Origin of the sequence: Bradyrhizobium sp. 521_C7_N1_3, assembly GCF_052075975.1 — a bacterium.
In the GTDB taxonomy this organism is placed as follows: domain Bacteria; phylum Pseudomonadota; class Alphaproteobacteria; order Rhizobiales; family Xanthobacteraceae; genus Bradyrhizobium; species Bradyrhizobium japonicum.
The window spans coordinates 2403345-2415278 of sequence record NZ_CP197232.1; the positions used below are offsets into that span (position 1 = coordinate 2403345).

Annotated in this window: 11 protein-coding genes and 1 pseudogene; 6 read left to right on the plus strand and 6 right to left on the minus strand. The window is 60.9% G+C overall.

The features are described 5' to 3' along the window. Window positions 1-48: 48 nt before the first annotated feature. Together AB7008_RS10800 and AB7008_RS10805 are read right to left on the minus strand one after the other, a co-directional pair. Window positions 49-398, minus strand: a pseudogene (locus AB7008_RS10800) (SOS response-associated peptidase family protein); the annotation flags it as partial. 31 nt (window positions 399-429) lie between these two features. After that, a complete protein-coding gene (locus AB7008_RS10805) occupies window positions 430-1617 on the minus strand; it encodes an IS256 family transposase (protein WP_171463837.1) in 1188 nt (395 codons plus the stop codon). A gap of 1021 nt (window positions 1618-2638) precedes the next feature. Between AB7008_RS10805 and AB7008_RS10810 the strand changes: the two genes are divergently transcribed. After that, a complete protein-coding gene (locus tag AB7008_RS10810) occupies window positions 2639-2941 on the plus strand; it encodes a hypothetical protein (RefSeq protein WP_014497718.1) in 303 nt (100 codons plus the stop codon). A 178-nt stretch (window positions 2942-3119) separates the two neighbouring features. Here the strand turns inward: AB7008_RS10810 and AB7008_RS10815 are convergent, their stop codons facing one another. The 3 genes from AB7008_RS10815 to AB7008_RS10825 form a co-directional block, all read right to left on the minus strand. Further along, window positions 3120-3326: a hypothetical protein gene (locus AB7008_RS10815; protein ID WP_131233156.1), complete on the minus strand. Its 207-nt coding sequence runs from the start codon at window positions 3324-3326 to the stop codon at window positions 3120-3122. 41 nt (window positions 3327-3367) lie between these two features. Beyond that, complete coding sequence (locus AB7008_RS10820; protein WP_014497717.1) at window positions 3368-3571, minus strand: hypothetical protein; 204 nt, start codon at window positions 3569-3571, stop codon at window positions 3368-3370. Between the two features lie 672 nt (window positions 3572-4243). Beyond that, window positions 4244-5140, minus strand: coding sequence for a LysR substrate-binding domain-containing protein (locus tag AB7008_RS10825; protein ID WP_011084956.1), 897 nt, complete (start codon window positions 5138-5140; stop codon window positions 4244-4246). A gap of 108 nt (window positions 5141-5248) precedes the next feature. On the opposite strand from AB7008_RS10825, the gene AB7008_RS10830 reads away from it, so the two are divergent. From AB7008_RS10830 to AB7008_RS10850, 5 genes are all read left to right on the plus strand, one after another. Continuing rightward, window positions 5249-5998, plus strand: a complete 750-nt coding sequence (locus AB7008_RS10830; protein ID WP_011084957.1) for an SDR family NAD(P)-dependent oxidoreductase — start codon at window positions 5249-5251, stop codon at window positions 5996-5998. Window positions 5999-6022: 24 nt separating this feature from the next. Continuing rightward, the gene (locus AB7008_RS10835; RefSeq protein ID WP_011084958.1) at window positions 6023-6874 is read left to right on the plus strand and encodes a transketolase; all 852 of its coding nucleotides are present in this window, start codon (window positions 6023-6025) and stop codon (window positions 6872-6874) included. Further along, complete coding sequence (locus AB7008_RS10840; RefSeq protein WP_014497715.1) at window positions 6871-7881, plus strand: transketolase family protein; 1011 nt, start codon at window positions 6871-6873, stop codon at window positions 7879-7881. Before AB7008_RS10835 ends, AB7008_RS10840 begins: the two co-directional genes overlap by 4 nt. A 193-nt stretch (window positions 7882-8074) precedes the next feature. Further along, window positions 8075-9100, plus strand: coding sequence for a TRAP transporter substrate-binding protein (locus AB7008_RS10845; RefSeq protein ID WP_014497714.1), 1026 nt, complete (start codon window positions 8075-8077; stop codon window positions 9098-9100). Next, entirely contained in the window at window positions 9097-10989 is a 1893-nt protein-coding gene (locus AB7008_RS10850) for a TRAP transporter large permease (RefSeq protein WP_011084961.1), read from the plus strand. Before AB7008_RS10845 ends, AB7008_RS10850 begins: the two co-directional genes overlap by 4 nt. Before the next feature lie 45 nt (window positions 10990-11034). Here AB7008_RS10850 and AB7008_RS10855 read toward each other — a convergent pair whose 3' ends face one another. Next, complete coding sequence (locus AB7008_RS10855) at window positions 11035-11925, minus strand: SMP-30/gluconolactonase/LRE family protein (RefSeq protein ID WP_011084962.1); 891 nt, start codon at window positions 11923-11925, stop codon at window positions 11035-11037. Window positions 11926-11934: the final 9 nt, after the last annotated feature.

Below are 11934 nucleotides of genomic sequence, written 5' to 3' on the forward strand. Positions count from 1 at the left end.
AGCGCTCCGGCAAAAAGTACATTCAACTGGTGCCCGTGCAAATGCAGCCTACGCAGCGATCTTGTCTTCCTTGTCTGCGCCGCGCATGACGATCCTCAGGGCGTCGTTGGGCAGCGGGCGCTGCAGCGCCTTTGCCTCATCCCAGGGAGTGTGCATCCAGATGTCGCGCTCCTCCTCGGTGGTCAGGATCACGGGCATTGCTTTCGGATGGATCGGCTCGACGACCGCATTGGGTGACGTCGTCAGGAAGCCGTAGACAAGGTGGGGCCGGGGATCGGCTTCGACTTGGTGCCGCGGTCGCCTCTGAACTCGGTCCAGATGCCGCCGAAGCAGAACAGCGGCCGGCTCTCCTCGAGCGCGAACCAAACCACATCTTTCTTCTTCGTCTCGGGATTTGGCGGTACTGTCCAGAATCTTTCGCACTTTTGATCAGGCGACGGCTCCGGTTTCAGAGAGTTGTGGCTGATAGAGCGGTCGCATGTTCATGTAGCATTTGGTCGACCACGCCGTTCCGGCAATGTGCCGCAGCCGGGCCGCCGCCAAATTGAGACAGGATTGACCGTCGGGGAAGGCGCCGACGACACGGGTTCGTCGCCGGATCTCCTTCATGATGCGCTCGAGCGGATTGTTCGTTCGAATCTTCCGCCAATGGATGTCAGGAAAGGCATAGTAGGCGAGCGTCTCGTGAACCGCCTGCTCGACGAGATCAGCAGCTTTGGCCATACGGCTTGCCCGCAGATCCGCGATGACGGTCCTGGCTTTCTCGTCGGCCGCGGCGCGGCTCTCCTGGGCATGAATGGCCTTGAGCATGTGGCTCACCTCGTGGACCCGGGTCGACGGCACGTGGCTGAAGACATTGCGATAAAAATGCACCATGCAGCGTTGATAGCGGGCCTCCGGCAGATAATCCGCAACGCTTTCGACAAGACCTCGGCACGCATCGGAAACCACCAACTGCACGCCCCTGAGACCGCGATCGACGAGATGCCGCAGAAACGAGGACCAGCCGGATTTGTCCTCCTTGGCGCCCTCACAGATGCCGAGGATCTCCCGGAACCCCTCGGCATTGACCGCCGAGGCCACCAGCAGCGAGACGTTGCGAACCTCACCAGCCCAGCTGCGCTTCATCACGATGCCGTCGAGGTAGAGATACGGATGCTCGCCTTCGATCCTGCGATTCCGCCACGCCTCGATCTTGGTATAGATCTTCTTGTTCAGGTTCGACACTGTGCTCGGGCTGACCCGGGGGCCCCACAGCGCCTCCGTAATGTCTTCGACCCGCCGAACCGAAATCCCGGCCAGATACATCTCGATCAGCGCCTCCTCGACCGAGCTCTCCCGCCTCCGGTAGCGCTCGATAATCGCCGTCTCGAAGGTTTGCCGCCGTAGCTTCGGAACCTTCAGATTGACGTCGCCCGCCTTGGTCTGCAGCGTTCGCTCGTAGCTGCCCGCCCGCGTGTCCTGCCGGGCCGGGCTGCGCTCATAACGCCCAGCACCGCACAGCTGGTCCGCTTCGGCCTCCAGCATGGCGTTCAGTGTCTCTTCCACCGTCCCGCGGACCATCTCGCCCAGGTGATCTCGAATCCGGGCCTCATCAATTTGGATCACCTGACCCATGGCATTCCCATCGTTCATTCAAAGCTCCTTCATTCTAGAGGAAGCCGTCAATCCTGAAAGTGCGAAAGACTCTGTACGTTACCGAATGCAAAGCAGTTTTGAGATGGCGTGCAATCTTTTGACAAACATTTACGGGGCAATGCAATGAGTTCGAAAAACATCAGAATTTCATCGACATCGGTGACCAGACAGGAATGGCGTGCTGTCGACGCAGTCGTTAACACCAAGGGCAGAGATGCAACATCGTTTCATGCCGAACCGAGTGCCGCAGTAGTTACCGAACGCAGATTAGCAAGTCTGGGGCCTTCACAAAAATTACCGTCTCAATCGAGCCGGCCAATGTGTCGACGCGACAAGCGATCCGCCGGCTGAATGATGAACTGGAGGGGCGAGTCTCACCTTCGGATACGTTCGCATCCAAAACTGCATCCTGATCCGCGCTCATGCTTGGCCCATGCACTTTGCATATGAGACAACGGCGTTCTCGAGCACGGAGTTGATGCAAGGGGACGTTCTGCGAAGGACGCTAGAGCTGGATGCTCTACTGGAGGCAGTTCATCCTCATTTTTTCCACCATCCGAAGAACTTATTCTTCATCGTGCTAACGCAAAGTTGCGACCTAGTACCTCGCGGGCCAGCGGGCGGATGCAAGGCACCGTACATTGCCATTGCACCGGTGCGCAGTCTCGAATTGGTCGTAGAACGACAGGTCGGTCAATTCCAGGCTCCTGCTGTGAAATCCGATCTCCCTATCGTTGGACTTCGGGCGAGAAATAAGATCTCGGAGTTTATGGGCCGGCTTTTGAATTACAACGAGCCTGGCTATTTCTTTCTGGATTCCGAGGGCACAGATCTCAGGTAGACTGCATAGCGTTTCTCAAACTTTCCATCGCTGTGAAGGCCGATCTCCACCTAGCAACCTGCGTTGCGGCGAAGATCTTGCAATTGACAGACACGTTTCAGGCAAAACTTGGTTGGCTAGTTGGCCAAATGTATTCGCCCGTCGGAACGCAGGATATGGATGCTGACAAAGCGACAAAAAATTGCGGACTCTCAGAAGAGCGTTGCTCTGTGGTTCGATGACTCAAAAATCAAAGCGGTTGAATCAAGGTTCGCCGAACTCCGTCAGTTGGATCCCAATAAGAGTATGTCAGAGGCTGAAATTGCGGCGATGATCCGCGCCGTCCCATCCGTCCGAAAAGAGGTGATGACCCGAGCGACGGAAATCATCAAAGATACGCTTGGCGAGAACCAACAGGGAGCGGCTCGACGCTTAAGTTCAAGATTAGCGAGCGACGCTGCGCTAAAGAAGCTTTTGCGGTAGATGTCACATGTCGCGGTGACGTGACAGTCGAGCGAGCAACCAGTAGCTGGATTTCGCCGCGCAGGGCATGATCACGATCACGGATTGGTCACCTCACGCTTCGTTCGGCTCCTAGGACGCAAAGCGTCTGTGGACCCATCACGACTACTGACTTCGTAAAGTCACATAGGCGACCGACCTAGAATACTGAACCTTGTGCGCTGGTGCTGATGGCGATGACATCGCCACGGCGGCAGATCTTCGCGACGGCGGCGATGTCGCCGTCCGAAGCTCCACCCTGAAAGAGTATTTGCGCAGAAGATCGACAATAGGCCGACGGCTCAGGAGCGGCTTTGGGCGCGGCCGGAGCAGGCGCCTGACCATAAGCCGAATCCACGAGGGCCATGCAAAGCGCCGCAGGCCAATGTCTCAGCATGATCTCCGTACCTACTTCTTCGTGCCGTAGGGGCTTTGGTTCGTCGGAGCCAGTGAGATTCCTTCCTCAGATGCTTTGTTGTAGATCGCGTTTTCGGTTCGGCCCAACTTCAGGCCGATCACTCGCGTCGGTGTGTTGCCCTTCACAAGTTGTTTGAGTTGGCTCACTTCGCCTGACGTCGACTGCTTGCCGCTATTCCGGGTCGACTTCGCCATTGCGCGCTTCCTCTTATTGGTGGGTGCCGTAACGGTTCCCGGTGTTTGAATTCACATAGGTCCCGCCGCGGTGCAACGATCCCGAGCCGCCTGAAAAGCTGCCGCCGTGGCTTGAGGTGTGGTGTCCGCCGCCATAGCTGACACGGCCCCCGTGACCTCCTCCGCGAGCATCGGCCGGTCCAATTATTCCGATTGCCAAAAAAAGCCCGGCAACGAGCGTTGCTGCCCTCATATTGTTCCCCCTCAAAAACGTCTCTTGTAAATTCGCTCCTCTATCCAACTGCAACCGATGCGGGAGCGCAAGCCGTAGTGCACCGATGACACTTTCTCCACTGGTGTGTGGATGTGAGACTTTGGACCTAGGGAAAAATACGGGTAAGGGGCGACCTTAAAGGTGCAGACCGATGATAAACCGGATGGCAAAGAAGGCGCCCCCGGCGACCACGGCAGTGGCGCTAATCGCGAACACTACTCTCCAACCCTCGTCCATTGTGCCTCGCGATAAAACGACCCCCGCGGGGGCAACGCGGAGGCCGCTGTTGGGGCGCTCCAAGGCAGGGGGTCCTGAAGCGATACGGCAACGTGCACGCGGTCGGAGGGGTTCCTATGAAGGGCAGATCCTCAAAACGCGGTGGATTTCCGCATCAGCTTCAGGAATATCTCGATGAGGTCTCACTGCGAGGAGCGAACATCTCCGCCGCCGAGTTGGGCCACCACCCAATCCGCAAAAGCTCGTACCGACGATCTTTGTCGGCTTGCGCGCGGGTAGATCAAGCGGTGACCGACGTAGCGGATATCGTTGGCGCGTCCGGCCAATGGAGCGACCAAGCGCCCGCACGCCAGTTCGCGTTCGGCCAGAAGCGTTGATTCCAAGGCCACGCCCAATCCCTCTGCAGCCGTCGCGATCGCAAGAAAGCTTCGGTCGAATCTCATGCCGTGAAGCGCAGGTGCTTCTAACCCATTCGCGGTGAACCATTGATGCCACTGCACCCGCTTCACGTCGGAGCGGATGAGCGTCTGATCGAGGAGATCGGCAGGCTTCCTGATCGATTTTGCGAGCGAGGGCGAGCAGAGCGGCGTGACCGTCTCCTCCGGCAGAGGGACAATTTCGACGCCCTCCGCGCGTGGCGGACCGTAGACGATGTCGATATCGAAATCATCGTTGCTGAAGCGCGCATAGTCCGTGCTTGCAGCCAGCCGAACCTCGAGCTTCGGGTAAGCAGCGAGAAACTGTGCAAGCCGTGGTGCCAGCCATTGCGCAGCAAAGCTGGGCGCGGAATGGACGCGCACCAATTGTGGTCCGCGCGCGGCAACTTCCTCTAGGCCACGGCGGAGCTGATCGAATGCCGCTCCCGTGTGACGCATCAGGTTCTCGCCGGCCGGCGTAAGTCGCACGGATCGTGCGCTGCGCTCGAACAAAGCGGTCCGAAGGGTGCCCTCCAGCTTGCGGATGGCATGACTAACGGCACTCGGTGTCAGGTGAAGCTCATTCGCCGCATCGCGAAACGATCCGGTGCGGGCAGCCGCTTCAAAGGCACGAATTGCCGATATGGGGATATTCGACAGCATCCCATAAGTGAACCAGATTCATCGATCCGTGACAACTGCGCGTTTGTCCGTTGGCGGTCGGCGGGTCATTCCTAAGCGCCAAGGAAGAACAATTTGCGGGAGGAACTGATGCTGCTCAGCGGTAAGACGGCCATCATTTCGGGCGCGGCCTCGCCGCGCGGGATCGGGCTTGCCACCGCCCGGCGGTTCGCCGCCGAGGGCGCTCGGGTCGCCATTCTGGATATTGACGCCGGCGCTGCGACGGATGCTGCGGCATCGCTCGGAAATTCCCATATCGGACTAGGGTGCGACGTCGCCGACAAATCGTCCTGCGAACAGGCGGTCGCCCGCGTGATCGAATCCTTTGGCGGCACCGATGTTTTGATCAACAATGCCGGCATCACCCAGCCGGTGAAGTTCCTGGAGATCTCGGCAGCCGATTGGGATCGCATTCAGGACGTCAATCTCAAGGGCATCCTGTTTCTCTCCCAGGCGGTGATCCCGCATATGCGCGGACGGAAAGCCGGATCGATTGCATGCATGTCGTCGGTCTCGGCCCAGCGCGGTGGTGGAATTTTTGGCGGCCCGCACTATTCGGCCGCGAAGGCCGGCGTACTTGGTCTCGCCAAGGCGATGGCCCGAGAGTTCGGCCCGGACGGCATTCGCGTCAATTGCGTCACGCCCGGCCTGATCGGCACCGATATCACCGCGGGCAAGCTGACCGACGAGATGAGGGCGAAGATCCTGGAAGGCATTCCGCTCAATCGTCTCGGTACGGCCGAAGACGTCGCCGGTATCTACACCTTCCTGGCCTCGGATCTCTCCGCCTACGTAACCGGCGCCGTGATCGACGTGAACGGCGGCATGCTCATCCACTGAGCCAGCGAGACAAGGGTCAGATCGATGGAAACCTCGACCAACGCGCTTACGAACACGCCCAAGCTGACGGACCGCGCCCACAATATTCGCCGCAATGCCCTGCGCATGGGCGAAGTTCAGGGCCAAGGCTATATCGCACAGGCGCTCGACATCTCTGACGTTCTCGCCGTCGCCTATTTCCATGCGATGCGCTACAGACCCGAAGATCCGTCCTGGGAGGAGCGAGACCGCTTTCTGCTCTCCAACGGGCATTATGCCATCGCGCTCTACGCGGCCTTGATCGAGGCGGGGATCGTCCCCGAGGAAGAACTCGAAACCTATGGCAGCGACGAGAGCCGCCTGCCGATGTCGGGCATGGCCTCCTACACACCGGGAATGGAAATGTCGGGCGGCTCGCTCGGGCTCGGACTCAGCATCGCCGTCGGCATGGGCCTGGGACTCAAACGCAAGAAATCCGGAGCGCGGGTATACACCTTATTTTCCGATGGCGAGCTTGACGAAGGCTCGGTCTGGGAGGCGATCCAGTCGGCAGGCCACTACAAGCTCGACAATCTGATCGGCATCGTCGACGTCAACAATCAGCAGGCGGACGGTCCTTCCACGCAGGTCATGGCGTTCGAGCCGCTGGTCGAGAAGCTTCAGGCCTTCGGCTGGTTCGTGCAGCGCGTCAACGGCAACGATCTCAATGCCGTGGTCGCCGCCTTCGACGCGGCCAAGTCCCATCCCGAACTCAAGCCGCGGATCATCGTCGCCGACACGCTGATGGGGAAGGGTGTTCCCTTCCTCGAGCAGCGCGAGAAGAGCCATTTCATCCGCGTCGAGCCGCACGAATGGCAGCTCGCGCTTGCCGCGCTGGAAGCCGGGAGGCAGGCATGAAGACCGTCAGATCAGCACCGCAGCCGGGCAAGCCGCGCCTGACCACCTCAGCGATGATCGCATCGATCGCAGCCGAGGGGCAGAAGACCAGACCGGGGCCGTTCGGACACGCGCTCGTCGAACTCGCGCGCCACCGCCCTGAGGTGGTCGGCATGACGGCCGATCTCGGCAAATACACCGACATGTACATCTTCGCAAAGGAGTTCCCGGACCGCTATTACCAGATGGGCATGGCCGAGCAGCTTCTGTTCGGCGCCGCCTCCGGCCTCGCTGCCGAAGGCTTCATGCCTTTCGCGACCACTTACGCGGTGTTCGCGTCTCGGCGGGCTTACGATTTCATTCACCAGACGATTGCGGAGGAAGACCGCAACGTGAAGATCGTTTGTGCTTTGCCCGGCCTGACCTCGGGCTACGGCCCGAGTCACCAGGCCGCAGAGGATCTCGCGCTATTTCGTGCCATGCCAAATATGACGGTCATCGATCCCTGCGATGCCCACGAGATCGAGCAGTTGGTGCCTGCCATCGCGGCGCATCAGGGGCCAGTCTACACCCGCCTGCTGCGCGGCCAGGTGCCGGTCGTTCTGGACGAGTACGACTACAAATTCGAGCTCGGCAAGGCCAAGCTGATCCGCGACGGGAAGGACGCCCTGGTCATCTCATCCGGCATCATGACCATGCGCGCGCTCGAAGCCGTACAGACCTTGAAAGACGACAGCATCGATATTGCGGTGCTGCATGTTCCAACCATCAAGCCGCTCGATACCGAGACGATCTTGCGTGAAGCCGGCAAGTCGGGCCGCCTGGTCGTCGTTGCCGAAAACCACACAACGATTGGCGGTCTCGGCGAGGCGGCTGCCGCGCTTCTGATGCGTTCCGGCGTCCATCCGCCCTTCCGCCAGATCGCATTGCCGGACGAGTTTCTTGACGCCGGCGCACTTCCGACCCTGCACGACCGCTACGGGATTTCCACCGCAGAGGTCGCACGGCAGATCAAGCGGTGGCTTTAGTGTACCGGCGCTAAGCGCCAACTTAGCCAAGCCCAGGTGAGGAGCTACGCCCGTCGCATGTTGCGGCGGCGAGTGATTGCTCCTGCCCAAATGCCGGTGGTCGAGAGCCGGCAAGCGAAGAACCCGGAAAGCTGCACGTCAGCCTGCGCTGATGCAACGGGCAGCAACGTCAATGAAGGACCAGGAGGAAAACATGACTGCATCGAAGCCCGGAAGCATCAGTCGCCGTTCGCTGTTGATGGCCGCCACCACCGTTCCTCTCTGCGGGATTCTCACCCGCCCGGCGTCTGCCGCCGAGTTCGTCTACAAGTTCGCGACCGGACAGGACCCAACGCATCCGGTGAATATCCGGGCGCAAGAGGCGATCGACCGTATCCGCGAAGCGACGAGCGGTCGGCTGGAGATCAGGCTATTTCCGGCCAACCAGCTCGGCTCCGACACCGAGCTTTTGACCCAAGTTCGCAGCGGCGGCGTCGAGTTCTTCAACCAATCGTCCTCGATTCTTGCCACCCTCGTACCTAGCGCAGGCATTGTGAACACCGGCTTCGCATTCGCCGACTACGACAGCGTATGGAAGGCGATGGACGGCGACCTCGGCACTTACATCCGGGCGCAAATCGCCAAGACGCCAATCATGGCGGTTTCGAAGGCCTGGGACAACGGCTTTCGTCAGGTGACCTCGTCGGGCCGCGAGGTCCGGACGCCGGATGATCTGAAGAATTTCCAGATCCGCGTTCCGCCCGCGCCGCTGCTCACCTCGCTCTTCAAGGCGCTCGGCGCCGGGCCGACGCCGATCAACTTCAACGAGGTCTATTCCGCGTTGCAGACCAAGGTCGTCGACGGCCAGGAGAATCCGTTGCCGATCATCGCGACCGCGCGTCTTTACGAAGTGCAGAGCACGTGTAGCCTCACCGGGCACGTCTGGGATGGCTACTGGATTCTGGGCAACAAGCGCGCCTTCGAGCGCCTGCCCAAGGATGTGCAGGAGATCGTGACGCGCGAGCTCGATCGCTCCGCGGTCGATCAGCGGGCAGACATCGCAAAGCTCAGCCAGTCCCTGCGCGCCGATCTGTCGACCAAAGGTCTCAAGTTCATCGACGTCGATCGTGCCGCTTTCCGCCAGGCGCTGTCTAAGACCAGCTTTTACGCCGACTGGAAGGGCAAGTTTGGCGAGGAGGCATGGTCTCACCTTGAAAAAGCCGCGGGCCAGCTATCATGACCAGCGTGAGCCATACGCCGCATGTGGATACCGGGCTCGCGGCCGGCAGATCTCAAGCGAATTCGCGCCGATGGGTGGTGACAGCGAACATGGTGCTTGGCCACGCTGTCGCAGTCCCGGCGGCCTTGCTCGTGCTGGCGGAGATCGTGGTGCTGTCCGCGGGCATCGTGGGCAGATACGTATTCCGCTCGCCGATCGTCTGGTCCGACGAGCTTGCCGGCATTCTCTTCCTCTGGCTCGCCATGCTCGGGTCTGTGATTGCGTTCCAGCGCGGCGAGCACATGCGGATGACCGCCATCGTCGGCGTGCTCAGTGCGGAGCTCCGCGCGTTCCTGGATGTCATAGCGGCCGCGGCGTCGCTGGCATTTCTCGTGCTCGTCGTTTGGCCGGCCTATGAATTCGCCGCCGACGAGGCCTTCGTCACCACTCCGGCGCTCGAGATCGTCAACACCTGGCGTGCGGCAGCGCTGCCGATCGGCATCGGGCTGATGCTGATCGCAGCCGTCCTCCGGCTCATCCGCATCGCGAGCCTGCGCAGCTTGCTGGCCTCCCTGGCGATCGTCGCAGGCATCATCGGAACGTTCATTCTGCTGGCGCCGGTCTTGAAGGCACTTGGCAATCTGAATCTTCTGATCTTCTTCGTTTTCGTGGTCGGCGCGATGGTCTTTGCGGCCGTGCCGATCGCGTTTGCATTTGGCCTCGCCACGGTCGGCTATCTCGCCCTGACAACCAGCACGCCCGACGTCGTGATGATCGGACGAATGGACGAGGGCATGAGCCACTTGATCCTGCTTGCCGTGCCTCTCTTCGTCTTTCTCGGCCTTCTGATCGAGATGACGGGCATGGCGCGCGCCATGGTCAGCTTCCTGGCAAGCCTTTTGGGCCACGTGCGTGGCGGACTGCACTACGTGCTGGTCGGGGCGATGTATCTGGTCTCAGGCATCTCCGGCTCCAAGGCGGCGGACATGGCTGCGGTGGCTCCAGTGCTGTTTCCCGAGATGCGGCAGCGTGGGGCCAAGCCCGGCGATCTCGTTGCGCTCCTGGCCGCGACGGGGGCGCAGACCGAGACGATTCCCCCGTCACTCGTTCTGATCACGATCGGCTCGGTGACCGGTGTGTCGATCTCGGCGCTGTTCACCGGCGGGTTGCTTCCGGGCGTGGTGCTCGCGATCATGCTCGCGGCCGTGGTGTGGTGGCGATACCGCCGCGAGGACCTGTCTCACGTCAAACGGGCGACGGGGCGGCAGATTGGCCGCGCCTTTGTGATCGCGATACCGGCCATCGCGCTGCCATTCGTGATCCGGACCGCCGTCGTCGAAGGCGTTGCGACGGCAACGGAGGTCTCGACCATCGGGATCCTGTACTCGGCCTGTGCGGGACTCTTCATCTATCGGCAGTTCGACTGGCGCCGCATCTATCCGATGCTGGTCGAGACGGCTTCGCTGTCGGGGGCGATCCTGCTCATCATCGGCGCGGCGACGGGCATGGCCTGGGCGCTGACCCAGTCGGGATTTTCTGCCTCTCTTGCAAAGTTCATGACCAGCCTTCCCGGCGGAGTACCTGTCTTCCTTGCCGTGACGATCGTGACCTTCGTGATCCTGGGCAGCGTTCTGGAAGGGATCCCGGCCATCGTCTTGTTCGGCCCGCTCCTGTTCCCGATCGCGCGGCAGGTCGGGGTGCACGATGTCCACTACGCGATGGTGGTCGTTCTCGCGATGGGCATCGGCCTGTTCGCGCCACCGTTCGGCGTCGGCTACTACGCGGCTTGCGCCATCAGCCGCATCAACCCGGACGAGGGCATGAAGCCGATCGTGGGCTACATGATCGCGCTTTTGATCGGCACGCTGATCGTCGCGGCCGTGCCCTGGCTATCGATCGGCTTCCTTTGACGCATCTGCGGGACGCCTTGCGGGACAAAACCGCGAGGCACCTCGTCAGGCGAACTTCGGCAGATGCAGCGGCAGGCCCTCGCAGGGCATATCGATCTCTTCGACTTGCCCCTTGCCGACTTCAGTCACGCGTAGCTTCTTGCCCTCGAGCGTGAAGGCACAATTCGTCGGCTGCGGCCCATCCAGGATCAGCCGGTCGACGACTTCACCCCGTCGGTCCAGCACCCTGACGTTCTTCTGGTTGTAGACCGTGCAATAGAGGCGGCCATCCGTGCCGAAGGCCATCCCGTCCGGACCTTTGAAATCGGGATTGGCATTCGGTTGCAGGACGTTGCCGAAGACCTCGCGTCTAGGCGAGGCTTCGCCGAGCACGTCATATCGGTAGATCTCGCCGGTGAAGGACGCGTTGGCATAGAGGTGATTGTCGGAGCCGAAAGCAATGCCGTTGGTGAAGCGGATCTTCCGATCGAGCACGCGTAGCACCTTCATGGCCGCCGGATCGATCTCATACACACGGCCGTCCCAATCAAGGTCCATATAGCCGTCGACGAAGGCCTGGCCGTTGATGAAATCTTCGGCCGCCATGCCGGAGTCGGTCAGGTAGAGCAGTCCGTTCGGGCCGAAGCAAAGATCGTTCGGAAATAGAAAGCGGTCCGTACCTTCGCCCTGCATGCGCCGGATCTCGTTTCCGCCGTCGTCGATGCAGATCAGCGCCCGGAGGCCTGCTTCCGCGATCCAGATCCGGCCGTGGCCATCAGTCGTCAACCCGTTCGGACGCCCGCCAGTCGTCCGGATCACCCTGCGATTGCCGCGAGAGTCAAGCCGTGTGATGCAAAGGGTCGACGCGGACATTTCGGTCACATACATCGATCCATCGGGCAGGCACACCGGCCCCTCCGGAGCTCCAATTCCGGTGGCAAACAGTCTCGACGCCATTTTTTCCTC